The following is a 25,430-nucleotide window of genomic DNA, read 5'->3' as shown; positions in this document are numbered from 1 at the left end:
GGTATGACCGCGCGGCCCGCGCCCCGGCTGACCCGCCTCCTCGAAGCCGTCCTGGAGGTCGGCACCGATCTCGACCTGCGCAGCACCCTCCAGCACCTCGTGGACGGCGCCGCCGAACTGACCGGCGCCGACCGCGCGGCCCTGGTGATGCTCGACCCCGGCCGGGACGGTCTGGCCGAGATCCGCACCCCGGGCCCGGAACCCGTGGCGGCGACCGCGCCCCGGCTGCGGGTGCCGGTCCACGTGCGCGACGAGGAGTTCGGCGAGCTGCGGCTGGCCGGCCGGCCGGGCGCCGGACCCTTCACGGCCGAGGACGAGCAGCTGGTGCGGGTGCTGGCGACACAGGCCGGCATCTCGATCGGCAACGCCCGGCTGTACGAGACGGCGCGGCAGCGCGAGCGCTGGATCGAGGGCGCGGCGGCCGTCACCACCGCGCTGCTCACCGAGGAGGGCGCCGACGACGCGCTGACGACGGTCGCCGAGCGGGCCCGGCTGCTCGCCGACGCCTCCGCGGGCGTCATCCTCCACCCGACCGCCGAGGGCGGCATGGAGATCGTGACCGCGTCGACGCCGGACGACCCGGGCGGCATCGTCGGCGCCACCATCGCACCGGGCAGCCCCGTCCTGGAGCAACTGCTCGGTGGCGAACCGGTCTTCCTCACCGACTCGGCGACCGATCCGCGGATGACGACGCGCGTACGGCACCGGTTCGGGCCGAGCATGATGCTGCCGCTGCAGGCGAACGGCCGGCTGATCGGCACCCTCGCCCTGCCCCGCCGGCGCGGCGCACGCCAGTACACGGACCTGGAGCGGCGGCTCGCCATCCAGTTCGCCTCGCAGGCCGCGCTCGCCCTGGTGCTGGCCGACGCACGGCGCGGGCGGGAGCGGCTGGCGGTCTTCGAGGACCGCGACCGGATCGCGCGGGACCTGCACGACCTGGTGGTGCAGCGGCTGTTCGCCACCGGGATGATGCTGGAGTCGACGCAGCGCCGGGGTGGCGCGGAGGACGTCGGGGACATCCTCGCGCGGGCGGCGGACGAGCTGCGGTCCACGGTCCAGGAGGTCCGCACGGCGATCTTCGCGCTCCAGCAGCCGCCGGCCGAGCCGCCGACGGGGCTGCGCGGCCGGGTCCTGCGCGAGACCGCGTCCGCCGCCGCCCGGCTCGGCTTCGCCCCGTCCACCCACTTCAGGGGCGCCGTCGACACCCGCGTACCCGAGCGGGTGGCCGGAGACCTGCTCACCGCCCTGCGCCGCGCACTGACCGACGCGACGGCCCGCGCGGCCGTCTCCCGGGTCGAGGTCACCGTGGACGCGACCGGCGCGGCGGCGGACGGGGGACGGGACGGCGTACGGCTGACGGTCTTCGACGACGGCGAGCGCGAGGAGGGTGCCGGGCGACCGGCGGACGGCACGACGGTGACCTGGTGGTCACCGCTGTGACCGCGTGGCCCCGGGGCGCGCCGGCACTGCCTTTACCCTCTCTTCGGCCGCTCATTCCCCGGCATTGGGTGTAGTCGGCCGTACGGCGGGCAGGCGCCACGGCGAAGGGGACTGAGCGACGTCGCGAGCGTCCGCCAGGACTGTCGGGGACCGACACGGACGGACAAGGCGGTGACATGACCTCAACGGCACCAACGCGTCTGGCGGGGCAGCCGGCCTTCCTGGTCATCGACGGCAGGGTGACCGCCGGGCGGGCGCTGCTCGTCGTCCGCGGCCGACTGGTCCACGGGTGCACGGACATCCTGGCCGAGTCCCTGGCCGCGCTGCCGGCCGGTGTCTCCCGGCTCGACCTGGACATGAGCGACGTGGAGTTCATGGACCCGGACGGGCTGCGCTTCCTCGACCTGCTGGGCGGCTACAGCCACCGGGAGGCGGTGCCGGCGACGACGGCGAACTGGCGGGGCCAGCCGCTGCGGGTCCTGGAGCTGGCCGGTCTGGACACCACCGACCCCCTGCGCACCCTCACCGCCGCCGAGCGGCTGCACGTCCTGGAGGAGGAGGTCGACCAGCTGCGCCGGGCGATCGCCTCCCGTCCGGTCATCGACCAGGCGCGGGGCGTACTGATGGCCCTGCACGCCTGTACGTCGGACGAGGCCTGGGACATTCTGCGGGAGGCCTCCCAGCTCTCCAACACCAAGCTGCGCGACGTCGCCGCCGCGGTGACGGCGGGCACCGAGAACGACGGCCCGCCGCCACCCCCGGAGGTACGCGCGGCCCTGCGCACGGCCCTGACCCGGCTCGGCCGCTGACAGGGCGCCGACACGCTCGCACTCCGGCAGCGTCCCCGGCATCAGCAGGCGGCCTCTCGATATGGCCGAGTTCGATACCCCCTCATCGGGCCGACGTCGAATCCCACCGTCGATAGTTGCCCAGTTTCGGCCAAATCCGAAGAGTTCTTACCACGGCGAGTATCGAACACTTATCGTAGCTGCGGCATGCGGGTCTCGGTGCGCTCAACCGAGGTCGGCCGAATCGCTCACGGGGGAGCAGTAGAAGGTATGTACAGACGGGGTCGCCACCAAGGTCTTCACCACTACTTGCTCGCCATGCCGGCCTGAACACCTCGCGCCCGATGGGCGGGCATTACGGGAACTCCCGGACCCGCCCTGACCGCAAAAGCGATCTCCGCAGTCCGCAGCCCTGGGACTCGACGGTGAGCCGCAGCGACTCAGACATCTCAGTCATCCCGCCGCGCCCTCGCACGTCCGCGTTCACAGGGGTGAGCTGGGGCACGGACCTGCCCACCTTGAGCAGGCAGGCAATCCACACGCACCGTTCACCCGGAACCAAGGTCCACGTCGCCGAGACGTGCGACACCTGGGGTTCCGAGCATGTCGACTGCCCAGTGAGCAACACTCGCGTGCCGGACGACGCCGCGAGCAGCCGCACCAGAGGGGGAAACGCACAATGCCCAGGGTAGGCCGCGCACAAACCCGGTGCCGGAAATCGGGTAAAGGGAACGCCGGTCGGCGGCAGCCCACGGGGATGGGATCCGCGGAATGAATTGGATCTCCCGTCGCAGCAGTCCCACAGCAGGAATAATCTCAAGGTTCTACCGCCGTTTACGCACCGACCGACTGCACGTTCAGGCCACACGGGAAAGTGAGCGCCTAATCGCCTCCATGCCCCTCCCGGACCCCTTCAACCTCGACCAGCTGGTCGGGAACATCGCGGAGGTCAGCGGCCGGCAGATCGTCATGAAGCCGATCCCGGACCACCTGAGGGGACTCGACGGCATGTGCGGCCTCCTCATCAAGCACGACACCCGTCCGGTCGACCTGATCCTCTACCCCAGGAGCTACTCGCCGCCCGACGAACTCGCCCTGAAGGTGCACCAGTTGGTGCATCTCTGGGCCGGGGACAACACCGGCACGGTCGGATCGCCCGACCTCCTGCGGGCACTCGAGGTGACGCCGGACCGCGGACCCTCGGCCAACCGGCCCCCGGACCACGACGCGCTCATCGAACTGCGCGCCGACCATGCGGCTCGACTCATCAGCCAGAGGAGCACGCACCGGGCCGTCGGCGGGGGCAGACCACGCCGCGACGTCCCGCACTCCGGCGGAGCCCCGCCGCCCGGCCCTGACGCCGGCAGCCGAACCGACTACGCCGAGCGCCCGCTCTCGTCATCGGTCAGTATCTCTCGCATCGTCTCGCCGATGAAGTCGCGGAGATGGTCCCAGGATTCCTTGGACATGTCCCGGTCCGCGCCGCGCGCGACCATCACGGTGAACCTGTTGCGCACGGCACGGGTCGACAGGATCAGGGCGTCGACCTCCGGGTCGTCCTGGCGGAAGTAGACCGGCGGCACGTCGAAGGCGAGCGCCAGGGCGTCAAGGGCCTCGTCCTCCGGCTCGGCGGCCTCGCCGGCCCGCAGTGCCCGGACCATCGCCTCGGTGAGCACCGTCGAGCCGCTCTTCCGGTTCCCCTCGGACGCGAGGTGCGCGTCCGAGGGCGCCTCCCCTCCGTAGACCTCGGTGCGCAGCGACTCCAACTTGCGGGCCACACGGACACCGGCGGCCGATGGCTCCCCCGCCGGCTCTTCGGGCAGCCCGAAGGAACGCCGCTGCGCGGCGAGCAGTTCGGCGGGGGTCACGTTGTAGGCGGCGGCCAGCGCGGTCACCGCCCGGTCGGACAGCGGCCGCTTGCCCTGTTCGGCGGCTCGCACCGGCATGGGGGACGAGGTGTTGGTGTAGTGGGCCGTGTCCGCCTGGGTCATGCCGGCGTCGCACCGCAGATCGGCGAGATTCGGTGATCCGGTGCGCGGAAAGAGTTCATTCAGGTCGGCATCCAGGAATACGGCGATCGCCGACAACCGCTCCGGCGGGGGGGCCGCCAAGCCGTTCTCCCAGCGATAGACCGCGTTCACCTTCACGTGAAGCCCCTGGGCGAGAGTGGCCTGCGACAGGCGTTTGATGACACGGCGGTCACGCAACTTACCGCCATCGAACACACGGTCAGGCATGAGCATGCTCCACAAGTAAGGGTTCCGTGGATTCTAGCGCCCCCACCAGGGGCGGACCTCGGCGTACGGGATATCGACGTGAGCTCGTAATCATCGCGGGAGTCACGCCCGCCCTCGAGAGCGTCACCCGCACCACCTCCGAGCGATCCAGGGACACTTGACTGAATCACTGGAAGTAGATAGATTCTCCTTCAGGTGATCGGGGACCGGTCGTCACCTGGGACTACACCTGCGCCTCGGCCATCGAGGGGGAGGTGCGGACTCGGGGGACGACCCGCGTCGCCGAGTTCCCGTGCGTCCACATCCGGTGGAACACGGCGGTCCGAGTCCACTCGAACCCGGCGGAGCCGGCGAAATTCGCATGCCCTCCCCCATTCCAGTTCCTCGAATTCCCGCATTCGCACTTTCACGCATTCCTTCACCATTTCGTCACAGGAGGCGATCTGTCATGCCCACGATTTCCGTTGGTAACTCGCGTGTCCACTACACCGTGACCGGCGAAGGCCCGGCCCTGATGCTGGTGCACGGCGTGGGCAAGGGCGGTCAGGTCACCTTCGGTCACCTCGTCGAGGAGTTCGCCCGCCGCAACACCGTCATCCTTCCCGAGCTGTCCGGCAGCGAGACCGCCGAGGACGACGGCACGCCGCTGACCGTCGAGCAGCTGGCCGGCGAGGTCGCCGCCGTGATCGAGCACGCCGGCCTCGGCCCCGTGGACCTGGTGGGCTTCTCGCTCGGAGGAGCCGTCGTCGCCGCCACCGCCGCGCTCCACCCCGAGCTGGTGCGTCGCCTGGTCCCGGTCGGCGGCCTGGTCAAGTCGGACCTCTACATCGAGAACCTGATCGGTCTGACCCTGAGCCAGAAGCACGACGCGAAGGCCTTCGGCCGGGTGCTCAGCTCCACGGCCTTCAGCCCGCGCTTCATCCGCAGCCAGCCCAGCCTGAGCGACGTCGAGAACCTCGGCTCCGAGCTGAGCCCTTCCGAAGGCCGCATCCGCCAGCTCGAACTGCTCGTCCAGGTGGACATCCGCGACCTGGTCGGGAAGGTCCGGGCCGAGACCCACGTCCTGGCCCCGTACCCCGACGCCGCGGTGCCCGCCGAGCACTCCCGTGAGCTGGCCGCCGCCATTCCCGGCTCCTCCTACACCGAGATCGACAGCGGCCACATGGTGATCTTCGAGAAGCCGGTCGAGTTCGTGAAGCTGGTCCAGGACTTCATCCACAAGCTCTGAGGCCCTCCGAGCACGAGCGAACCCGCCGTTCACCCACCATCCCGGGCGCGGCCCCGCCGGACCCGGCGGTCGCGTGGCGACGCCCGACCACCCGCGGAGCACACTCCGCAGCGATTCCAGGAGGAACCATGGCCAAGATCCTGCTTGCCGTCAGCAGCCACGAGACCTTGGGGGACACCGGCAACCGGACGGGCTACAGCGTCTCCGAAGCGGCCCACCCCTACAACGTCTTCATCGGCGCCGACCACGAGGTCGACTTCGTCTCCGTGCGCGGCGGCGAGCCTCCGGCCGTCGTCTTCGACGGCGAGGAGAACGACCCGGAGATCATCGGCTTCCTGGCCGACGAGACCGTCAAGGGCAAGCTCGCGGCGACCCGCCGGGCGGCCGACGTGGACCCCTCCGAGTACTCCGCGATCTTCTACGTCGGCGGCCACGGCGCCATGTGGGACTTTCCCGACTCCCCGGACCTGGCCCGCATCGCCATGGCCATCCACGGCGGCGGCGGGGTCGTCTCCGCCGTCTGCCACGGCCCGGCCGCCCTCGTCAACCTGCGCCTGCCGGACGGCACCCCCCTCGTACGCGGCAAGCGCGTCGCCTCCTTCAGCAACGAGGAGGAGAACTCGCTGGGTCTCACCGAGGTCATGCCCTTCCTCCTCGAGGACCGGCTGAAGGAGACCGGGGCGCTGCACAGCAAGGCACCCATGTACGAGGCCCACACCGCAAGCGACGGCCGGGTCGTCACGGGGCAGAACCCCGCCTCCGCCGCCCCCGTGGCGCGGCTCGTCCTCGCCGAGCTCGACCGGGCCGCCGGCGACCGCTGAGACGCCCCGGTTCCACCGCCGCCGTCACCGGCTCAATCCCCTTTGCAGACCGGCCGCACCGCCGCGGCCCGAGGAGGCAGACATGTACGGCTTGATCCAGGTCGCGGGAATCATCGACCAGTCCGAGGCCGACCTCATCATCGAGGAGGGCGCCGACTGGCTCGGTTTCGCCCTGCGCCTTCCCGCCAAGAACGAGGACCTGTCCGAGGCCGAGGCCGCCGCCATCGTCAAGGCGATCCAGCCCGACAACAAGGGCGTCATCATCACCTACCTGACCGATGCCGACGAGATCGCGGGCTTCTGCGCCGAGATGGGCGTCGGCGCGATCCAGCTCCACGGCGACGTGACCCCCGCCGAACTGCGCCGGCTGCGCACCCTGGCCCCGGACCTGTACGTCCTCAAGAGCCTCGTGGTGAAGACGGACAACATCGACGAGCTCCGCGAGGTCGTCGCGACCTCCGCCGAGTGGGTCGACATGTTCATCACCGACAGCTTCAACCCGGCCACCGGAGCCAAGGGGGCGACCGGGCTGACCCACGACTGGGCCGTCAGCGCCGAACTCGTCCGGATCTCCCCCAAGCCCCTGATGCTGGCCGGCGGCCTCACCCCGGAGAACGTGGCGGCGGCCATCGAGGCCGTCCGCCCCGCCGCCGTGGACGCGCACACCGGCCTGGAGGACCCCGCCACCCGGCGCAAGGACCGCCAGAAGGTGCGCACGTTCGTCAAGGAGGCCCGCGCCGCCTTCGACCGGGTCTCCGCGGAGAACGGACGGAGCCGGTCCTGATGACCACGCGAACCGAGCCGCTCCGCGGCGTGACCCACGTCCTGCCCCAGACCAACCGGCTGCGCGCCCTGCACTCGATCGTCCGGGACCACGAGGCCAGGCGGGAGGAGTTCGTCCCCACCGCCAACCGGATCATCCGCGGGCTCCTCGACGCCGCGCTGGACCTGCTCCCCTACGAGCCCCGCGACGTCCGCACGCCGGTCGGCCGGACCTACCCCGGCCTCTCCCTGGCCTCCCAGGTCTTCGGCGTCTCCGTCGCCCGGGCCGGCGACAGCATGGAGTCCGAGCTGCGCGTGATGGCGCCGGAGACCCGCCTGGGCAAGATCCTGATCCAGCGGGACAAGGTCACCAAACTCCCGCACCTGCACTACGCGGCGCTGCCCGCCGGCATCGACCGGGGCCACGTGCTGCTCCTCGACCCCATGCTCGCCACCGGCGGCACCGCGCTGGCCGCGATCGGCGTGCTGCTCGACCACGGCGTGCCCGAGGAGCACATCGTCTTCGTGAACCTGCTCTCCGCCCCCGAAGGGATCAAGGCCGTCCACGACCGTCACCCCGAGGTGCGGATCGTGACCTCCTCCGTCGAGGAGCGCCTCAACGAGCACGCGTTCATGCTTCCCGGCATCGGCGACTTCGGCGACCGCTACTTCGGGACCGACACCAAGGCTTGAGCCACTCCCCACCGGAGCGGGCGGGGCTCCGCACCCCCCGGGTCCCGCCCCTCCCTCTCGGCCTGAGGCCCTCCGGCCCTGTGCCTCTTCGCCCCTCGACCACCGCACTAAGGAGCTCTCACCCGTGTCCACCGCCGACACAGCTTCGTCGACGACGAAGGTCTCGATCGTCTACTACTCGGGCACCGGCAACGTCCACAAGCTCGCCGTGGCGGCCGAGGAGGCCGCGGCGAAGTCCGGCGCCGAGGTCCGGCTGCGCCGGGTCCGCGAGTACGTCGAGGCCTCCCTGGCCCCGGAGTTCACCGAGTGGACCGCGGCGTGGCGCGAGAACGCCGAGGCCGTCGCGGACATCCCCACCGCCACCGCGGACGACCTCGAGTGGGCCGACGCGATCCTGCTCGGCGGCCCCGGCCGGTTCGGCATGATCCCCGCGCCGCTCAAGCACTTCATCGACCTCGCCTGGCCGCTCAACGCGCGCGGGGGCCTGTCGGGCAAGGTCATGTCGTCGTTCACCTCGACGGGCGCCCCGCACGGCGGGCAGGAGGCGACCATCCTGTCGCTGAACACCGTCTTCTACCACTGGGGCGGGATCATCGTGCCGCCCGGCAGCACCGACGCCATCATGGCCGCGCCCAGCAACGGCAACCCCTACGGCGTCAGCTCCGTCTCCGGTCGGCAGGCGGTACCGGGCCGGCTGGCGGAGAACGTCACCGAGGACAACCTCGCCGCCATCGCCTACCAGACACGCCGCATGGTCGAGGTCGCCGACGCCCTGCGAAGGGGGCGGACCGCCGACGTGGACCGGTGACCACCGTCCCGCGTCCCGGCACGGCCACCTGACACTCGGCCGGTCCCCACATCGGCCGAGCCCCGACACGGGCGGGCAAGCACCGCCGGCCCGCCCACCACACGGCACACACGCACACCCAGGGGGACTCACATGACCACCGACGCGTCTGACCGGACCCCGGCCACCCGCCTGTCGTTGCCCGAACTACTCCTGCGTACAGCCGCGGAACGCCCGGACGAAACGGCGGTGATCAGCGGTGACGAACGCGTGACCTTCGGCGCGCTGGTGGGCCGGAGCAGAGGACTGGCCGGACACCTGCGGGACCTCGGCGTGACCGCCGACCAGTGCGTGGGGCTGTTCATCGAGCCCTCGTCCGACCTGATGATCGGGGTGTGGGGCATCCTGTTCGCGGGCGGCGCCTACCTGCCGCTGGCCCCGGAGTACCCCGAAGAGCGCCTGCGCTACATGATCGAGCACTCGGGTGCGAAGGTGATCGTCGCCCAGGGCCACCTCGTCGAGCGCCTGGCCGCGCTGGCTCCGGCGGACACCGTGATCGTCCGGATCGAGGACGCCCGCAAGGAGGCCCCCGGCGCGGATGCCGGCATCGCCCCCGACTCGCTGGCCTACGTCATCTACACCTCGGGCAGCACCGGCCGTCCCAAGGGCGTCATGATCGAGCACCGGAGCATCGCCAGCCAGATGTCCTGGTTACGGACCGCCCACGGCATCGACCGCACCCGGGTCGTCCTGCAGAAGACGCCGATCAGCTTCGACGCCGCCCAGTGGGAGGTCCTCGCCCCGGCCCTCGGTTCCGTCGTCGTGATCGGCGGCCCCGGCATCCACCGGGACGCCGAACGGCTGGTGCACGCGGTCAGGACCCACGGCGTGACCACGCTCCAGTGCGTACCGACCCTGCTCCAAGCGCTGCTGGACACGCAAGAGTTCGCGTCATGCCTCTCGCTGGAGCAGGTCTTCACCGGCGGCGAGGCCCTGTCCAAGCCCTTGGCCCGCGCCTTCCTGGAGACCCTCCCCGGGTGCCGGCTGATCAACCTCTACGGGCCGACCGAGTGCACGATCAACTCGTCGTCCTTCACCGTGGCCAAGGACGGCGTCGGCGACGGCCCCAACTCGATCTCCATAGGCGCCCCGGTCGACTCCACCGAGTACCACATCCTCGGCCCCGGCCTCACCGAACTGTCGGTGGGCGAGATCGGCGAGCTGTGCATCGGCGGCGTCCAGGTGGCGCGCGGCTACCTGCACCGGCCCGACCTGACCGAGCAGCGCTTCACCGACAACCCGTTCGGTCCCGGGCGGCTCTTCCGGACCGGCGACCTGGCCTACTGGAACGCCGACGGCACCGTCCAGTTCACCGGCCGCGCCGACAACCAGGTCAAGCTGCGCGGGTTCCGCGTCGAGCTCGACGAGATCAGGCTCGCCATCGAGACCCACGACTGGATCCGGCACGCGGCCGTGCTCGTCAAGGACGACCCGAGGACGGGCTTCCAGAACCTGATCGCCTGCGTCGAACTCGACCCGAAGGAAGCCGCCCTGATGGACCAGGGGAGCCACGGCGCGCACCACCAGTCCAAGGAGAGCAAGCTCCAGGTCAAGGCCCAGCTGTCGAACCCGGGCATCCGGCCCGCGGCCGAGCTCACCGGCCTCCCCGTCGTCGACCTGCCCGGCCGGACGCCCACGCCGGCCCAGCGCGGCCTCGCCTTCGCCCGCAAGACCTACCGCTTCTACGAGGGCGACGCCCCGGTGGTGGAGGCCGACCTGCTGAAGCTGCTGGCCCGCCGTCCCGCCGCCGTACCCGGACGGGAGCTCGCGGAGCTGGACACCGAGGGTCTCGGCGCGATCCTGCGCAACCTCGGGCAGCACCTGAGTCCGGAGCGGCTGCTCCCCAAGTACGCCTACGCCTCACCCGGTTCCCTCTACGCCACCCAGCTGTACCTGGAGATCACCGGCTTCCGGGGGATCCCTGCGGGCATCCACTACCACCACCCGATCACCCACCGGCTGGTGAGGGTCTCCGAGGTCCCCGAGACGCGGGGCGCGACCGCGGGCCCCCGGATCCGGGCGCATTTCCTGGGCCGGCGCGGTGCCATCGAGCCGGTCTACAAGAAGAACATCCGGGAGGTCCTGGAGATCGAGGCCGGGCACATGGTCGGACTCCTCGAAGAGGTCCTGCCGCAGTACGGGCTCGACATCGAGGCCGCCCCGTTCGTCCCGGAGGCCAAGGCCGGCCTGCGGGTCGCCGACGAGGACCACTACCTCGGCGCCTTCGACTGGGTGCCCTACCGGGGCCCCCGCACGGACGAGGACATCGACCTGTACGTGCAGATCCACCCCGGCAGGGGGTCGGACCGGCCGGCCGGGCAGTACGTCCACGAGGGTGGCCGGATGCGCCTCGTCTCCCCCGACCTGATCCTGCGCAAGCACGTCATCGCGATCAACCAGGCGGTCTACGACCGGGCAGGCTTCGGTGTCTCGGTGATCAGCCGCAGCCCGCAGCAGTGGCGGCGCTACATCGACCTCGGCCGTACGCTGCAGCGCCTGTCGATGAACGACCTCGACATCGGGTTCATGTCCGCGGGTTACAGCTCGCAGGGCGGCGACGACCTGCCGTCCGCCCGGCGGATGGACGGCATCCTGCGCGCGCTCGGCCGGCCCGGCGGCGCCTCGTACTTCTTCGTCGGCGGCCGGGTGAGTCGGGAGCAGCGGCGGCACGAGGGCATGCGGGAGGACGTGGTCCACATGCGGGGGCCCGCGGAGCTGATCCGCGACGACCTCGTCAACTACCTGCCGGACTACATGATCCCGAACAAGGTCGTCGTCCTCGACGCACTGCCGACCACCACCAACGGCAAGATCGACCTCAAGGCCCTCGCCGCCTCCGACAAGGTGGACGTGGGCACGGCCGACCGCCCCTTCGTGGCTCCGCGGGACGAGACCGAACGCCGGGTGGCCGCCCTGTGGAAGCAGGCGATGAAGCGGGAGAGCGTCTCCGTGCAGGACGACTTCTTCGCCTGCGGTGGCAACTCGCTGCTCGCCGTCGCCCTGATCAACCGGATCAACCGGACCTTCGGGGCCGACCTGCCGCTGGAGGTCATCTTCACCTCGCCGACCGTGGAGGGGCTGGCCCGCCGGCTCGCCGGCGGGTCCACGAGCGGCACCTCGCGTCTCGTGCCCTTGCAGCAGAGGGGCACCGGACGCCCCGTCCACTGCTGGCCCGGTCTGGGCGGCTACCCCATGAACCTGCGGCTCCTGGGTGAGCGGCTGGGCACGGACCGGCCGTTCTTCGGGGTGCAGGCGCACGGGATCAACCCGGGCGAGACGCCGTACGGGACGATCAGGGAGATGGCGACCGAGGACGTCGCAGCCATCAGGGAGGTCCAGCCCGAGGGCCCGTACACGCTGTGGGGCTACTCCTTCGGAGCCCGGGTCGCCTTCGAGGCGGCGTACCAGCTGGAGGCGGCGGGCCACACCGTCGACCACGTCTTCCTGATCGCCCCCGGCGCGCCCAAGGTCCGCACGGACGGCACGACCCGCGAGGAGCGCGTCGCCACCTACGCGAACAGGGCCTACGTCGCGATCCTGCTGTCGGTCTTCACGGGCACGACCAGCGGTCCGCTGCTGGAGAAGTGCCTCGCCTCGGTCAAGGACGACGAGACGTTCGCCGGCTTCGTCAGCGACAACCTCCCGAACCTCGACGTCGACCTGGTGCGCCGGATCGTCCGGGTCGTCTCGACGACCTTCGAGTTCAGCTACACCTTCCGCGAACTGCGCGAGCGACGGATCTCGGCGCCCATCACCATCTTCAAGGCGCGGGGGGACGAGTACTCCTTCCTCGACGGCAGCAGCGGCTACTCCTCCGCCCCACCGACCGTCGTCGAGCTGGAGGCCGACCACTACTCCCTGCTCAGGGCACCGGACATCAACGAACTCGCGACGGCCATCCGCCGACGCCTGTACCTCCGGAAGGAAACCGTCGTGCCGCACGTCAACATCAAGCACTTCCCGGTCGCACTCAGCGACGAGCAGCAGTCCGAGCTGGTGTCGGCGGTGACCAAGGCGGTCACCGACGCCTTCGGCTGCGACGAGGGGGTGGTGTCGATCGCGGTCGAGTCGATCGACAGGGAGCTGTGGAACGAGGAGGTCTACATACCGGAGATCGTCAACCGCAGACACATCCTCGGCAAGGTCCCGAACTACGGCCCCGACACCAACTGAGGAGCCGGCTGTGACCGCCACGACCTCTCTCACCCACCAGGACGTCCCGCTCGTCTTCAGTGCCGAGGTGGCCGACGCGCTCCACGCGGGCCGCCCGGTGGTGGCGCTGGAGTCCAACGTCATCACCCACGGCCTGCCCTACCCGGACAACGCCGCGACCGCCCGGAAGGTCGAGGAGGCCGTCCGGGCGGGCGGCTCGGTCCCGGCCACGATCGCCGTGGAGAGCGGCAAGGTCGTGGTCGGCATGACCGACGCCGACATCGACCGGTTCGCCTCGACGCCGGGCATCCCCAAGGTCAGCAGCCGGGACATGCCCGTCGTCCTGGCCCAGGGCCGGATGGGCGCGCTGACGGTCGCCTCCTCCCTGGTGGCGGCCGAACTCGCGGGGATCCCGTTCTTCTCGTCGGCCGGCATCGGCGGGGTGCACCGGGGCGCGGACAAGACCATGGACGTGTCCTCGGACCTGATCCAGTTCACGCGTTCCAAGGTCGCGGTGGTGTGCGCCGGCGCGAAGAAGATCCTGGACCTCGGCCTGACGCTGGAGTACCTGGAGACCCAGTGCGTGCCGGTGGTCTCGTACCGCTCGGACGACTTCCCGGCCTTCTACTGCGAGTCCAGCGGTTTCCGCAGCCCGATGCGGCTGGACGACGACGAGGTGATCGCCCGTTCGGTCGAGAACCACTGGGCGCTGGGCAACAACAGCTCGTTCCTGATCACCACGCCGGTCCGGCCGGAGGAGGCGATCGACAGCGACGAGGTCGATGCCGCGATCACCGAGGCCATGGCCGCCGCCGACCGGGACGGCATCCGGGGCCAGGCGATCACGAAGTACCTGATGCGGGCGGTGGACGCGGCCACGGAAGGCCGCTCGTCCAAGGCCAACATGGCCGTGCTCGTCAGCACGGCCGAGGTCGGCGGCCGGCTGGCCGCGGCCCACGCCCGGCTCCGGGCCGAGTCCCGGTCCGCCTGACAGCTCCGACCACCCCGGCCACCCCACCGGCCGAACGCGTCCCCTCGCGCTCGACACACGAATCTCGACACACGAATGGAGAGGACACCATGACGAAGCTCGTTCACCAGTCCACGTCCGAAGCCGAGTCCTACCGCCCGCTCGCCTCCCAGGAGCGGGTGGAGGAGATCAAGGAACTGCGCCAGACCATGACCTCGCTGGGCGGCGGCGAGGAGGGCGAACAGGTCCACCCGTTCCTGGGCCTGACCCTGCGGGTCCCCTCGCAGGTCATGACCCCCTGCCCCGTGTCCCCGATGCTCGGCGGCGCGGTCTTCGCCGAGGTCCAGCCGGGTGACCGGGTCCTCGACATGGGCACCGGAAGCGGATCGCTGGCCCTGATCGCCGCCAAGAAGGGCGCCGACGTGGTGGCGGTGGACCTCAACCCGCACGCCGTGGCCGCCGCCCGTGCCAACGCGGAGCTGAACGGGGTCGCCGACCGCGTCGAGTCGCGCGAGAGCGACGTCTTCGACTCGGTCGAGGGCCGCTTCGACCTGATCGTCTTCAACCCGCCGTTCCAGTGGTTCGCCGCCACCGACTACGCGGACGTCGCGGGCACCGACGCCGGCTACCAGGCACTGACCCGCTTCTTCCGCGAAGCCCGCGCCCACCTGACGGAGAAGGGGCGCATGGTCCTCTTCTTCAGCACCATGGGTGACGTGGAGTACTTCGAGAAGCTGGTGGCCGACGAGGGCTTCGAGCACAAGGTGGTGTTCTCCACCACCCAGCCCGTCTTCGACGTGCCGGTCGAGTTCACCGTGCACCGCCTGTCCTGACCGGACATCCACCGGGGCCTCCCCCACCGGGAGGCCCCGGCCCGCCGCAGGCCCCGCCGTGCCCCGTCCACGCCCGTCCGTACGACAGGAGCGCCACACCGTGTCCCAACGCCTGTTCACGTCCGAGTCGGTGACCGAGGGTCATCCCGACAAGATCGCCGACCGGATCAGCGACACCGTCCTCGATGCCCTGCTGGCCCAGGACCCGCGGTCCCGGGTGGCGGTGGAAGCCCTGATCACCACCGGCCAGGTGCATGTGGCCGGCGAGGTGACCACGTCCGCCTGGGCAGACGTCCCCGCACTGGTGCGCGAGGCCGTCCTGGAGATCGGCTACGACTCGTCCGCGAAGGGCTTCGACGGCGCCTCCTGCGGGGTCTCGGTCTCCATCGGCGCCCAGTCCCCGGACATCGCGCAGGGCGTCGACACCGCCTACGAGACGCGCGTCGAGTCCTCGGCCGCGGGTGGCGGTGAGGACGAGCTGGACCGGCAGGGCGCCGGTGATCAGGGCCTGATGTTCGGCTACGCCTGTGACGAGGCCCCGAACCTGATGCCGCTGCCGATCGAGGTGGCCCACCGGCTGTCGCGGCGCCTCACCGAGGTCCGCAAGGACGGGACGGTCCCGTACCTGCGCCCGGACGGCAAGACCCAGGTCACCATCGAGTACGACGGCGACAAGGCGGTCCGCCTCGACACCGTGGTGGTCTCCACCCAGCATGCCGCGGACGTCGACCTGGAGGCGCTGCTCACCCCGGACGTGCGCGAGTCCGTCGTGGAGCAGGTGCTGAACCGACTCGACGAGGACGGCATCAAGCTGGACACCGAGGGCTACCGCCTGCTGGTGAACCCGACCGGCCGCTTCGAGATCGGCGGCCCGATGGGCGACGCCGGCCTCACCGGCCGCAAGATCATCATCGACACCTACGGCGGCATGGCCCGCCACGGCGGCGGCGCCTTCTCCGGCAAGGACCCGTCGAAGGTCGACCGCTCGGCCGCCTACGCGATGCGCTGGGTCGCCAAGAACGTGGTCGCCGCGGGCCTCGCCTCCCGCTGCGAGGTCCAGGTCGCCTACGCCATCGGCAAGGCCGAGCCCGTCGGCCTCTTCGTGGAGACCTTCGGCACCCACACGATCGACACCGGCAGGATCGAGAGCGCGATCGGCGCGGTCTTCGACCTGCGCCCGGCCGCGATCATCCGCGACCTCGACCTGCTCCGCCCGGTCTACGCCCAAACGGCGGCGTACGGCCACTTCGGCCGGGAACTCCCCGACTTCACCTGGGAGCGCACGGACCGCGTGGACGCCCTGCGCGGGGCCGCCGGCCTGCACTGACCGCTGACCTGTGGCACCTGCGTCACCTGCGCCGTCCTGACCGAGTTCAAGGAGAACCGTAGTGCGTATCGCTGTGACAGGCTCCATCGCGGTCGACCATCTCATGGTCTTCCCCGGCCGGTTCGCGGAACAGCTGATCACCGAGATGGTCGACCACGTGTCCCTGTCCTTCCTCGCCGACCGGCTGGAGGTCCGTGAGGGAGGCGTGGCAGCGAACATCTCCTTCGGCCTGGGCCGGCTCGGCCTGCGGCCGGTGCTCGTGGGGGCCGCGGGCATCGACTTCGCGGCGTACGGGGACCGGCTGCGCGAGGCCGGAGTGGACACCGGTTCCGTCCGGGTCAGCGAGACCCTGCACACGGCCCGCTTCGTGTGCACCACGGACGCCGACCAGAACCAGATCGCCACCTTCTACGCGGGCGCCATGGCCGAGGCCGGCCGGATCGACCTGGCCGAGACGCACCGGCGGACCGGCGGCCTCGACCTCGTCCTCGTCGGCGCCGACGACCCCGCGGCGATGCTCCGGCACACGGCCACCGCGCACCGGCTCGGCACCCCGGTCGCCGCCGACCCCTCCCAGCAGCTGGCGCGCCTCGACAGCGGGCAGACCCGGGAACTGGTCGACGGAGCCCGGCTGCTGTTCACCAACGAGTACGAGAGCGCGCTGTTGCTGGAGCGCACCGGCTGGAGCGAGCAGGACGTACTGGAGCGCGTCGGCACCTGGCTCGTCACGCGGGGTGCCGGCGGCGTATCGATCATGACCGCCGGTGCTCCCCGCGAGGACGTCCCTGCGGTGCCGACGGAGATGGTGGCCGACCCGACCGGCGGGGGTGACGCCTTCCGGGCCGGATTCCTCGCGGGCCTGGCCGGGAACCTTCCGTACGAAGGCGCCGCCCGCCTGGGCTGCGCCCTGGCCACGGTGGTCCTCGAATCCGTCGGCACCCAGGAGTACAAGCTGCTTCCCTCGGACCTGCTGGCCCGCATCAGCCGGGCCTACGGCCAGGAGGCGGCGCGGGGTATCGGGCCGCTGCTGGGGGACGGCGCATGACCGGGGGGCGAGCCGCTTCGACGCGGGGAGGGGCCGGGCATGACCACGATCGCGCTGCGTGAGGCTCTCGGACGTCAGGAGCCGTCGTTCTCCTTCGAGTTCTTCCCGCCGAAGACCGGTGCGGGGGCCCGTTCGCTGTGGCAGGCGATCCGCCGGGTCGAGCCGCTGGCCCCGGCCTTCGTGTCCGTCACCTACGGGGCCGGTGGTTCCTCCAGGGACCGTACCGTCGAGGTGACCAAGCGGATCGCGGCCGAGACGACGCTGCGGCCCGTCGCCCATCTGACCGCCGTGGGCCACTCGGTGGCCGAACTGCGCCACATCATCGGCCAGTACGCCGACGCCGGCGTCCGGGACGTCCTGGCCCTGCGCGGCGACCCCCCTGGCGACCCGAACGCGCCCTGGGTCCCGCACCCCGACGGCTTCACCCACGCTCACGAACTGGTGCGCCTGGTCAAGGAGTCGGGGGACTTCAGCGTCGGCGTGGCCGCCTTCCCCGAACGCCATCCCCGCTCACCGGAGTGGGAGAGCGACATCCGGCACTTCGTCGCCAAGTGCCGGGCCGGGGCGGACTACGCGGTCACCCAGATGTTCTTCCACGTCGAGGACTACCTGCGGCTCCGTGACCGGGTGGCCGCCGCGGGCTGTGACACCCCGATCATCCCGGAGATCATGCCCGCCACCGACGTACGCCAGATCGCCCGCTTCGCGCGGCTCAGCGGCGCGGCCTTCCCCGAGGACCTGGCCCACCGCCTGGACGCCGCGGCCGGCAACCCCGCGGACGGGTTCCGCATCGGCGTCGAGTACGCCACCGCCATGGCGGAGCGGCTCCTCGCGGAGGGGGCGCCGGGGCTGCACTACATCACGCTCAACCGCTCGACGGCGACGCTGGAGATCCACCGCAACCTACGGGGCGCGAGGAGCACCCGGCACCCCCTCGGGGCCCGTCAGCCCCGCACGTCCTGCGGGTACCAGCGCAGCTCGACGGTGTTGCCGTCCGGGTCCTCGACGTAGATCGACTGCGCGTCCCCTCGGGCGCCGTAGCGGCCGACGGGGCCTTCCAGCACGGTGAACTCGCCCGAGGCGATGACCTCCTGCCAGTCCAGCGGCTCGACGCTCAGACAGAAGTGGTCGACATTCGACTCGGTGCGCGGGCGGTCGAACAGATCGATGATCAGGGTCGGACTGACCCTTGCCGACGGGAACGGGGCCTTACCGGCCCGCCATTCGTCCACGCGGACCGGTTCGAGGCCGAGTGACCCGCAGTAGAACTCCAGGGAACGCTCGACATCGCGCACATTGAGCACCAAGTGGTCGAAGTCTTTTACACGCACTCGCATGGAACATGCCTTCCAGTGATGACGGCCCCGTACGGTTCGGCAGCCCGCAGCCGTGTTCGCTTGATGATCCGGTGTCCATGACCATGAAACCCTGGCCGGGAGGGGAAGAACAGACGGCCCCCGGCCCGGGCCCGGCCGGTCACCCCTCCTCGATGCCCAGCAGCTCCAGGAAGGCGGCGGCCGCCGGGGTGCGGCTCTCCCGGCCCCAGATCACGTACTCGGCGCGGGCCGGTGCGTCCGTGACCTCGATCGTGGCCATCCCGGCCAGGCCCGCGACGTACGCGGGCGGGAGCAGGGCCACGCCCAGGCCCGCGCCGACCAGACGGGCCAGGTAGTCCGCGTTGGTCACCTCGAAGGCGACCTCGCGGGTCAGGCCGGCGGCGGTGAAGGCCAGATCGGACTGGGCCCGGCCGGCGGTCTTCGCCGGGAGGTCCACGAACACCTCCGAGGACAGTCGGCGGAGGTCGACCGAGGCCTCGCCGGCGAGTGGGTGGTCCGGGGCGACCACGGCGACCAGCCGCTCCTGGGCCAGTTTCCGGGCCATGACGCCCCGGGGGCGGGCCGTGACCGGGATACCGAGAAAGGCCACCTCGATCTCGCCCTCCCTGACCTGCTCGACGAGCTCGTCGCTCGCTCCCACGCTGAGGCTGATCCGGGCCTTCGGATGGCGCTGCTGGAAGTCCTTGAGGACGGCGGGAACGTCCACGGCGGCGACCGTGGGGATCAGCCCCACCGCGAGGCGTCCGCGCACCTCCCCGACGGCCGCCGCGACCTCGGCGGCGGCCCGCTCCGCCGCGTCCAGGCACTGGCGGGCGGCGGGCAGGAAGGCCGCGCCCGCCGGGGTCAGCCGGACCCGGCGGCTGGTGCGTTCGAAGAGCCGCGCACCCAGTTCCTTCTCCAGGCGCGCGATCTGGTGGCTGAGCGCGGACTGGACCACCAGACAGCGCTGGGCAGCCCGCGTGAAGCTGTTCGTCTCGGCCACGGCGATCACGTACCGCATCTGCTGAAGCTCCACGGATCCATCGTGATACGAGATCCATCGCGTGACAAGCATGTGTTGGACTCATCGACACCCCCGGCCCGACACTGGTGACGACCGCACACGGCAGGAACGTCCTCGGGCCGACCGTGCCGGGCGGACCCCTGGCCGGGGTCCCTCCGGCCTGCTCGCAAGCCGCTCCGCCGCTGCCATCTCCCCTACGTACTCCCGGACCTGGGCGCACCACGCCGAGGCATGCCCGCGCGCGCCCTCACGCCGTGTGACACCGAAAGGACGAGCGACCGCCATGAGCACCACGCCACCGCGTTCCGAGACGACCGTCGCCGACATCTGGGTCGACCCCCGCTGCCCCTGGGCGTGGATCACCTCACGCTGGATGCTGGAGGTCGAGCAGGTCAGGCCGCTGGAAACCCGTTTCCACATCATGAGCCTGTCGGTCCTCAACGAGGGCCGCGAGGTCCCGGAGAAGTACCGCCAGGGCATGATCGACGGCTGGGCCTGCGTGCGGGTGTGCGTCGCGGCACAGCAGCGGCACGGCAACGAGGTGCTGCGTCCCCTCTACAACGCCATGGGCCGCCTGATCCACCACGAGAAGGCCGGGCTCGGCCACGACATGATCCGCGCCGCCCTCGAAGAGGCGGATCTGCCCGCCGACCTGATCGAGGCCGCGGAGGACACCTCCTGGGACGAGCCGCTGCGGGCGGAGCACCACGAGGGGATGGACCCGGTCGGTTCCGAGGTCGGCACCCCCGTGATCCACGTGCCCGGTCCGGACGGGAAGCCACTGGCGTTCTTCGGCCCCGTGCTCACCCCCGCTCCCCGTGGCGAGGCGGCCGGAAGGCTCTGGGACGGCGTGCTGGCCGTGGCGGGCACGGACGGCTTCTTCGAGCTGAAGCGCGGCCGCGATCGCGACCCGATCTTCGACTGAGCCGGCCGGACGGACGTCGGGAACCACGGTGATTCCCACGGGATGCGAGGCAAGATGAAGAACAGACAGAACGTACTCACGGCGGCCCTGACCGGCCTGGCTCCGGCGGTCTGGGGCAGCACCTACCTGGTGACCACCGAGCTGCTGCCTCCGGACCGGCCGCTCCTGGCGACCACCATGCGGGCTCTGCCCGGTGGCCTGGTGCTGCTGGCCCTCGGCCGCAAGCTCCCCGTCGGCGTCTGGTGGTGGCGCGCGCTGGTCCTGGGCGTTCTGAACATCGGCGCCTTCAACTTCCTGCTCTTCGTCGCGGCCTACCGGCTGCCCGGTGGCATCGCCGCCATGATCATGTCGGCGCAGCCCATGTTCGTGGTCGTCCTCGCCGCCCTCTTCCTCAGCGAGCGGATCAGACTCGTCCACGCCCTGGCCTGCGTCATGGGCGCGGGGGGCGTGGCGTTGCTCGTCTTCAAGGGCACGGTCTCGCTCGACACCGTCGGTGTCCTCGCCGCGATCGGCGGAGCGCTGTGCATGGCCTCGGGCATCACGCTGACCAAGCGGTGGGGCCGGCCGGAGGGCGTCGGCCTGCTGACGTTCACCGGGTGGCAACTCACGGCGGGCGGCCTGGTCCTGCTGCCGTTCTGGCTGTCGCTGGAAGACCTTCCCGACGGTCTCACCGGCTCCAACGTCATCGGGTTCGCCTACCTCATCACCCTGGGCGCCGTCCTGAGCTACATCGTCTGGTTCCGAGGCATCGAGCGGCTGCCGGCCGTCGCCGTCTCCTTCCTCGCGCTGGGCAGCCCGATCGTGGCGACCTTGCTGGGCTACCTCGTCAAGGACCAGACGCTGTCCGTCCTCCAGATCGTCGGCATGGCCGTCATCCTCCTGGCGGTCGTGCTCGGCCAGCCCCGCCCGCCCAAGCCGAAGCCCGAGCAGACTCCCCCGGCCCCACCCCGCACCACCGCTTCACCGTCCCCCGACCAACCCGCTCTGGAACAGGAACGCAGCGGATAACGGCGGGCGCACCTCCCCACGCCATGACCACATCCGGAGAGATGACATGACCATTCAGGATGAGACAAATTCCCCCGTCACACCACAGAAGCCGGTGTCCCCGACCCGGGGATGGCTGGGTGTGGCCGCCATCACCGCCAGTCTGTTCGTCTTCCTCACCACCGAGCTGATGCCGATCGGCCTGCTCACCCCGCTCAGCGAGAGCCTCGGGGTCTCCGTGGGCTCGGCCGGCCTCATGGTCACGGCACAGGGTGTCGCGGCCGGTCTGGGCGTGCCGTTCATCGTGGCGTGGACCCGGCGCGTCAACCGGCGCCGACTGCTCACCGCGCTGCTGGCCGTCCTGGCCGTCGGCAACCTGATCACCTCGATCGCCCCGAACTACCCGTTGATCCTGGGCACCCGCCTGATCATGGGCTTCGCCAGCGGCGTCTTCTGGGCCATCGGCGTCAGCATGGCCATGCGCATCGTCCCGGAGAAGCACGCCAACCGGGCCGCCGCCGTCGTGATGTCCGGCATCTCGATCGCCACCGTCGTCGGCATCCCGCTCGGCACCCTGCTGGAGGGCGCCAGCGACTGGCGCGCCACCTTCCTGATCTGGGCCGGCCTCAGCGCCCTGGTGTTCCTCGCGGTCGCCTTCACGATCCCGTCGCTGCCGTCGGCCAACGCGGTCTCGGTCCGCGAGGTCTTCGAACTGCCCGTCAGGAACGTGTCGCTGCGGGTGGTCCTGGTCATGGTCGTCTTCTTCGTCCTCGGCCACTTCGGTGCGTACACGTTCGTCCGGCCCTACCTCGAGGACAGCACGTCCGCCAGCGTCGGCTTCATCACCGTGGTCCTCATCGTCTTCGGCATCGGCGGCGCGATCGGCAACTTCATCGGCGGCCAGACCGTCAACAAGAGCCTGCGGGGCAGCTTCATCGTGGGCGGCCTGATCATGATCGCCGCACTCGTCATGCTGCTGGCCATCGGCGCGAACGACGTCGGCGTGATCGCCGCGATGATCCTGTGGGGCCTCGCCTTCGGTGTCGTCCAGCTCAGCCAGATCAACATGACGCTCTCGGCGGCCCCCGACACCTTCGAGGCCGCGATGTCGCTCAACACCATGGCCTACAACACCTGCATCGCCCTGGGCGCCCTCGTCGGCGGTCTGTTCGCCGACCACGTGGGCGTCACGAGCGTCGTCTGGTTCGGCATCGTCATGGTCGCCCTCGCCGTGATCCTCCGCGCCTCCACCGGTCGCCGGACCGCGCCGGCGAGCTGACCCCCTGACCACCGAAGCGCGGTCGCGGTCCCGCCCCCACACGGGGCGGGGCCCCGGGAGCGGATCGTCGCGTCATCCCCCGCCGCGACGATCCGCACCGCCTCCGGTGCCGTGGGCGCGTGTTCCGACCGGCGACGGCGGAGCGCGCGTCCACTTGCGTTTGCCCGGCTGCTGTTGCCGCGAGGGCGCCCCCCCCTGGCCCTTGACCCGCCCTATGGTCTTGATCTCGGCCATGCGGGGGACCGTACGGCGTGTCGGTTGGGCGTCTGCCGCCCAGCCGCTACCGTAAAATACGCATCCTTGCTGGTCAGAACGTTTTTCTTGTGGTGGGGCGGGTGGGACTCGAACCCACGGCCGACGGATTATGAGTCCGCTGCTCTAACCGGCTGAGCTACCGCCCCATAGCGGCGTGTCGCGTACAGGTGTGCGCGCCGTCTGCCGCAGCATAGCCGCTCATACGATCTCCTGCCTCGGATGGTCGGCTGCCGCGACGCCTTCATGACCTTGAGGACTCCGCGACGTGCCGCGTGGTTCCCGGGACTTGGAAGGAGACATGAAAAAGGACCCCTGAGGGGTCCTCGTTCATGGTGCTCCCCCGACTGGACTCGAACCAGTAACCTGCCGGTTAACAGCCGGCTGCTCTGCCAATTGAGCTACGGAGGACCGAGCTCCCCGGACTGGACTCGAACCAGTAACCTGCCGGTTAACAGCCGGCTGCTCTGCCAATTGAGCTACCGAGGAAAGTCTCGTGTCGCATCGAACGCGTCGGCCTGGGTATTCGCCAGGGGGCGCGCGCTCGCTGCGACACATACATTAGCGCAAGCAGGGGGGTGCTCCGCCAATCGGTACTCTCCGGCACCACGGAGCCAGTGAAGAGAAGGGTGGCAGCCATGCGTTACCGGCTCACGTTCGTCGTCGGACTGGCGGCGGGATACGTGCTCGGCACGAAGGCCGGGCGGGAGCGTTACGAGCAGATGCGGAAGTCCGCGCGGCAGGTCGCGCAGAACCCGGCGGTGCGCAACACCGCCGAGTCGGCGGCCCAGCAGGGCAGGCACTTCGCGGACAAGGCGTACCACGTGGTGAGCGACAAGGTGGGTGACCGGATGCCCGACTCGGTGGCCCAGCGGGTCCGCTCCCTGCGGGAACGCGGCACGAACGGCACCGGCCCGGACGACTGGGGCACCAGCAACACCTGAGACGCAAGCCCCCACCGGGTACGGCCACGCCTCCCGGTGCGGCAGAATTTCGGGCATGGGGATAGTCGCCGGGTTGGACAGTTCGCCCGATTTCACTCGTATCGTCGTCTGCGATTCGGACACGGGCGCCGTGCTGCGCCAGGGCTACGCGCCGCACCCGCTGGAGAGCCCCGAGGGCGGAGGCCGGCCGGCAGACGTCGATCCGCAGGCCTGGCTGCTGTCTCTCGGGGAGGCGGCCGGCGGCGGGCTGCTGGAGGGTGTGCAGGCCATCGGCGTGTCGGCGCAGGCCAACTCCGTGGTGCCGCTGGACGCGCAGGGCAACACCGTGCGCCCGGCCATGGTGGGCGGGGACAAGCGCGCACAGGTGGCCGCGGCCGATCTGATCGACGGGCTCGGCGGCCGTGAGGCGTGGGCGCAAGCCGTGGGCTCGGTGCCCCAGGCCGCGCAGCCGGTGACGAAGCTGCGCTGGCTGGCGCGGAACGAGCCGGACGCCGCCGCACGGACCGCCGTCCTGCTCCAGGCCCACGACTGGCTGGTGTGGCAGCTGCTCGGACGGCCGGTCCGGCGGACCACCGACCGGGGCGGGGCCTCCGGGACCGGCTACTGGTCGGCGGCGACCGGCGGTTACCGGCCCGACCTGGTCGAGCTGGCGCTCGGCCACCAGGTGATGCTGCCGGAGGTGATCGGCCCGGCCGAGGCCGCCGGTACGACACCGGAGGGGCTGCTGATCTCCGCCGGTACGGGCGAGACCCAGGCCGCCGCCTTCGGGCTCGGGATCGGGCTGGGCGACGCGGTGGTGTCGCTGGGCGCGTCCGGGTCCGTGATGGCCGTGCACACCGAGCCGCTCGCCGACCAGTCCGGGATGATCACCGCCCTCGCCGACGCCACCGGCATGCACCTGCCGGTCGTCACCACCCTGAACGCCGTACGGACCCTGCGCGGCGCCGCCGAGCTGCTCGGCGCGGGGGACCTGGAGAGCCTGTCCGAGCTGGCGATGAAGTCGACGCCCGGCGCGCACGGCCTGGTGCTCCTCCCCTACCTGGAGGGCGAGCGGACGCCGAACCTGCCGCACACCGCCGGCACCCTCGCCGGCCTCAGGCGCGAGTCGATGCGGCCCGAGCACCTGGCGCGGGCCGCGTTCGAGGGCATGCTGTGCGGTCTCGGCGACGCCCTCGACGTGCTGCGCGGCCGGGGCGTGGACGTGCGCCGGGTCTTCCTGCTGGGCGCGGCGGCCGAGCTGCCGGCCGTGCAGGCGGCGGCGCCCGCGCTGTTCGGGACGCAGGTCGTCGTGCCGCAGCCCGCGGACTACGCGGCGATCGGCTCCGCCCGGCAGGCGGCCTGGGCGCTGGGCGCGTCCCAGGGCACGCTGGACCCGCGCACCCCGCCCGTCTGGCAGGGCGCGGTGGCCCAGGTGCTGGAGCCGGGCGAGGAGTTGGCGGTGGGCCAGGCCGTGCGGCAGCAGTTCGTCTCGGTCCGCGAACAGACCCACCCGGGGGCGCTGCGCACCTGACGCGGGGCGCGGTGGCCCTCGTGGGCCGGAATTTGCCGCGCTCTTGGGTT

21 protein-coding genes and 3 tRNA genes are annotated in these 25,430 nt (G+C 71.0%); 18 read left to right on the top strand and 6 right to left on the bottom strand.

Annotation, left to right across the window (positions count from 1 at the left end; genetic code table 11):
* The first annotated feature begins 3 nt into the window (after positions 1–3).
* Both ACFW01_RS02630 and ACFW01_RS02625 read left to right on the top strand, forming a co-directional pair.
* Positions 4–1,440, top strand: a complete 1,437-nt coding sequence (locus ACFW01_RS02630) for a GAF domain-containing sensor histidine kinase (RefSeq protein ID WP_384502214.1) — start codon at positions 4–6, stop codon at positions 1,438–1,440.
* Between the two features lie 176 nt (positions 1,441–1,616).
* Positions 1,617–2,249, top strand: coding sequence for an ANTAR domain-containing protein (locus tag ACFW01_RS02625; protein ID WP_234954442.1), 633 nt, complete (start codon positions 1,617–1,619; stop codon positions 2,247–2,249).
* A 1,355-nt stretch (positions 2,250–3,604) separates the two neighbouring features.
* On the opposite strand, the gene ACFW01_RS02620 is transcribed toward ACFW01_RS02625, so the two are convergent.
* On the bottom strand, positions 3,605–4,465 hold the full coding sequence (locus ACFW01_RS02620) for a helix-turn-helix transcriptional regulator (protein ID WP_234954444.1): 861 nt from the start codon (positions 4,463–4,465) through the stop codon (positions 3,605–3,607).
* A gap of 448 nt (positions 4,466–4,913) precedes the next feature.
* On the opposite strand from ACFW01_RS02620, the gene ACFW01_RS02615 reads away from it, so the two are divergent.
* The 11 genes from ACFW01_RS02615 (at position 4,914) to metF (ending at position 18,154) form a co-directional block, all read left to right on the top strand.
* Complete coding sequence (locus ACFW01_RS02615) at positions 4,914–5,693, top strand: alpha/beta fold hydrolase (protein ID WP_234954446.1); 780 nt, start codon at positions 4,914–4,916, stop codon at positions 5,691–5,693.
* Positions 5,694–5,821: 128 nt separating this feature from the next.
* A complete protein-coding gene (locus ACFW01_RS02610; protein WP_234954447.1) occupies positions 5,822–6,514 on the top strand; it encodes a type 1 glutamine amidotransferase domain-containing protein in 693 nt (230 codons plus the stop codon).
* Between the two features lie 82 nt (positions 6,515–6,596).
* Complete coding sequence (locus tag ACFW01_RS02605; RefSeq protein ID WP_234954449.1) at positions 6,597–7,298, top strand: phosphoribosylanthranilate isomerase; 702 nt, start codon at positions 6,597–6,599, stop codon at positions 7,296–7,298.
* A complete protein-coding gene (upp, locus tag ACFW01_RS02600; protein ID WP_234954451.1) occupies positions 7,298–7,969 on the top strand; it encodes a uracil phosphoribosyltransferase in 672 nt (223 codons plus the stop codon). The genes ACFW01_RS02605 and upp overlap by 1 nt, the downstream gene beginning before the upstream one ends.
* Positions 7,970–8,093: 124 nt before the next feature.
* On the top strand, positions 8,094–8,777 hold the full coding sequence (locus ACFW01_RS02595) for an NAD(P)H-dependent oxidoreductase (RefSeq protein ID WP_234954453.1): 684 nt from the start codon (positions 8,094–8,096) through the stop codon (positions 8,775–8,777).
* A 132-nt stretch (positions 8,778–8,909) separates the two neighbouring features.
* Positions 8,910–12,989, top strand: a complete 4,080-nt coding sequence (locus ACFW01_RS02590) for an amino acid adenylation domain-containing protein (RefSeq protein ID WP_384502213.1) — start codon at positions 8,910–8,912, stop codon at positions 12,987–12,989.
* A gap of 10 nt (positions 12,990–12,999) precedes the next feature.
* Positions 13,000–13,959, top strand: coding sequence for a pseudouridine-5'-phosphate glycosidase (locus tag ACFW01_RS02585; RefSeq protein ID WP_384502212.1), 960 nt, complete (start codon positions 13,000–13,002; stop codon positions 13,957–13,959).
* 89 nt (positions 13,960–14,048) lie between these two features.
* Positions 14,049–14,771 (top strand): HemK2/MTQ2 family protein methyltransferase, encoded by a 723-nt coding sequence (locus tag ACFW01_RS02580; RefSeq protein ID WP_234954459.1) that lies wholly within the window; start codon positions 14,049–14,051, stop codon positions 14,769–14,771.
* A 100-nt stretch (positions 14,772–14,871) separates the two neighbouring features.
* Positions 14,872–16,098 carry a methionine adenosyltransferase gene (gene metK / locus ACFW01_RS02575; RefSeq protein WP_384502211.1) on the top strand — a complete coding sequence of 409 codons (1,227 nt, stop codon included), beginning with the start codon at positions 14,872–14,874 and terminating at the stop codon, positions 16,096–16,098.
* A 61-nt stretch (positions 16,099–16,159) separates the two neighbouring features.
* The gene (locus ACFW01_RS02570) at positions 16,160–17,143 is read left to right on the top strand and encodes a carbohydrate kinase family protein (RefSeq protein ID WP_234954462.1); all 984 of its coding nucleotides are present in this window, start codon (positions 16,160–16,162) and stop codon (positions 17,141–17,143) included.
* 39 nt (positions 17,144–17,182) lie between these two features.
* Positions 17,183–18,154, top strand: coding sequence for a methylenetetrahydrofolate reductase [NAD(P)H] (metF, locus tag ACFW01_RS02565; RefSeq protein ID WP_234954463.1), 972 nt, complete (start codon positions 17,183–17,185; stop codon positions 18,152–18,154).
* Here metF and ACFW01_RS02560 read toward each other — a convergent pair.
* A complete protein-coding gene (locus tag ACFW01_RS02560) occupies positions 18,088–18,480 on the bottom strand; it encodes a VOC family protein (RefSeq protein WP_234954464.1) in 393 nt (130 codons plus the stop codon). The genes metF and ACFW01_RS02560 overlap by 67 nt on opposite strands.
* 139 nt (positions 18,481–18,619) lie before the next feature.
* Complete coding sequence (locus tag ACFW01_RS02555; RefSeq protein WP_384502210.1) at positions 18,620–19,534, bottom strand: LysR family transcriptional regulator; 915 nt, start codon at positions 19,532–19,534, stop codon at positions 18,620–18,622.
* Positions 19,535–19,766: 232 nt separating this feature from the next.
* On the opposite strand from ACFW01_RS02555, the gene ACFW01_RS02550 reads away from it, so the two are divergent.
* The 3 genes from ACFW01_RS02550 to ACFW01_RS02540 are packed head-to-tail and all read left to right on the top strand — an operon-like array spanning position 19,767 to position 22,674.
* Positions 19,767–20,408 (top strand): disulfide bond formation protein DsbA, encoded by a 642-nt coding sequence (locus ACFW01_RS02550; RefSeq protein WP_234954466.1) that lies wholly within the window; start codon positions 19,767–19,769, stop codon positions 20,406–20,408.
* A gap of 54 nt (positions 20,409–20,462) precedes the next feature.
* Entirely contained in the window at positions 20,463–21,416 is a 954-nt protein-coding gene (locus ACFW01_RS02545; protein ID WP_234954467.1) for an EamA family transporter, read from the top strand.
* A gap of 46 nt (positions 21,417–21,462) precedes the next feature.
* Positions 21,463–22,674: an MFS transporter gene (locus ACFW01_RS02540; protein WP_234954468.1), complete on the top strand. Its 1,212-nt coding sequence runs from the start codon at positions 21,463–21,465 to the stop codon at positions 22,672–22,674.
* A gap of 324 nt (positions 22,675–22,998) precedes the next feature.
* On the opposite strand, the gene ACFW01_RS02535 is transcribed toward ACFW01_RS02540, so the two are convergent.
* The 3 genes from ACFW01_RS02535 to ACFW01_RS02525 all read right to left on the bottom strand — a co-directional run bounded on the left by ACFW01_RS02535 (position 22,999) and on the right by ACFW01_RS02525 (position 23,415).
* A tRNA-Ile gene (locus ACFW01_RS02535) sits at positions 22,999–23,075 on the bottom strand.
* Positions 23,076–23,264: 189 nt separating this feature from the next.
* Positions 23,265–23,337: transfer RNA gene (locus tag ACFW01_RS02530), tRNA-Asn, on the bottom strand.
* Positions 23,338–23,342: 5 nt separating this feature from the next.
* A tRNA-Asn gene (locus ACFW01_RS02525) sits at positions 23,343–23,415 on the bottom strand.
* A 149-nt stretch (positions 23,416–23,564) separates the two neighbouring features.
* Between ACFW01_RS02525 and ACFW01_RS02520 the strand changes: the two genes are divergently transcribed.
* Entirely contained in the window at positions 23,565–23,870 is a 306-nt protein-coding gene (locus tag ACFW01_RS02520; protein WP_161327215.1) for a YtxH domain-containing protein, read from the top strand.
* Positions 23,871–23,925: 55 nt separating this feature from the next.
* A complete protein-coding gene (locus ACFW01_RS02515) occupies positions 23,926–25,380 on the top strand; it encodes an FGGY family carbohydrate kinase (RefSeq protein WP_234954469.1) in 1,455 nt (484 codons plus the stop codon).
* The last annotated feature ends 50 nt before the right edge of the window (positions 25,381–25,430 follow it).

The organism is Streptomyces sp. NPDC058985 (assembly GCF_042740985.1).
Lineage (GTDB): Bacteria > Actinomycetota > Actinomycetes > Streptomycetales > Streptomycetaceae > Streptomyces.
This window is presented reverse-complemented; position numbering and strand designations above follow the sequence as displayed.

Coding starts and splice junctions, on each gene's coding strand:
- metF (WP_234954463.1), top strand. CDS start 17,183: ATGACCACGATCGCGCTGCGTGAGGCTCTCGGACGTCAGGAGCCGTCG.
- ACFW01_RS02515 (WP_234954469.1), top strand. CDS start 23,926: ATGGGGATAGTCGCCGGGTTGGACAGTTCGCCCGATTTCACTCGTATC.
- ACFW01_RS02605 (WP_234954449.1), top strand. CDS start 6,597: ATGTACGGCTTGATCCAGGTCGCGGGAATCATCGACCAGTCCGAGGCC.
- upp (WP_234954451.1), top strand. CDS start 7,298: ATGACCACGCGAACCGAGCCGCTCCGCGGCGTGACCCACGTCCTGCCC.
- ACFW01_RS02540 (WP_234954468.1), top strand. CDS start 21,463: ATGACCATTCAGGATGAGACAAATTCCCCCGTCACACCACAGAAGCCG.
- ACFW01_RS02545 (WP_234954467.1), top strand. CDS start 20,463: ATGAAGAACAGACAGAACGTACTCACGGCGGCCCTGACCGGCCTGGCT.
- ACFW01_RS02560 (WP_234954464.1), bottom strand. CDS start 18,480: ATGCGAGTGCGTGTAAAAGACTTCGACCACTTGGTGCTCAATGTGCGC.
- ACFW01_RS02555 (WP_384502210.1), bottom strand. CDS start 19,534: ATGCTTGTCACGCGATGGATCTCGTATCACGATGGATCCGTGGAGCTT.
- ACFW01_RS02610 (WP_234954447.1), top strand. CDS start 5,822: ATGGCCAAGATCCTGCTTGCCGTCAGCAGCCACGAGACCTTGGGGGAC.
- ACFW01_RS02580 (WP_234954459.1), top strand. CDS start 14,049: ATGACGAAGCTCGTTCACCAGTCCACGTCCGAAGCCGAGTCCTACCGC.
- ACFW01_RS02520 (WP_161327215.1), top strand. CDS start 23,565: ATGCGTTACCGGCTCACGTTCGTCGTCGGACTGGCGGCGGGATACGTG.
- ACFW01_RS02630 (WP_384502214.1), top strand. CDS start 4: ATGACCGCGCGGCCCGCGCCCCGGCTGACCCGCCTCCTCGAAGCCGTC.
- ACFW01_RS02590 (WP_384502213.1), top strand. CDS start 8,910: ATGACCACCGACGCGTCTGACCGGACCCCGGCCACCCGCCTGTCGTTG.
- ACFW01_RS02625 (WP_234954442.1), top strand. CDS start 1,617: ATGACCTCAACGGCACCAACGCGTCTGGCGGGGCAGCCGGCCTTCCTG.
- ACFW01_RS02615 (WP_234954446.1), top strand. CDS start 4,914: ATGCCCACGATTTCCGTTGGTAACTCGCGTGTCCACTACACCGTGACC.
- ACFW01_RS02620 (WP_234954444.1), bottom strand. CDS start 4,465: ATGCCTGACCGTGTGTTCGATGGCGGTAAGTTGCGTGACCGCCGTGTC.
- ACFW01_RS02550 (WP_234954466.1), top strand. CDS start 19,767: ATGAGCACCACGCCACCGCGTTCCGAGACGACCGTCGCCGACATCTGG.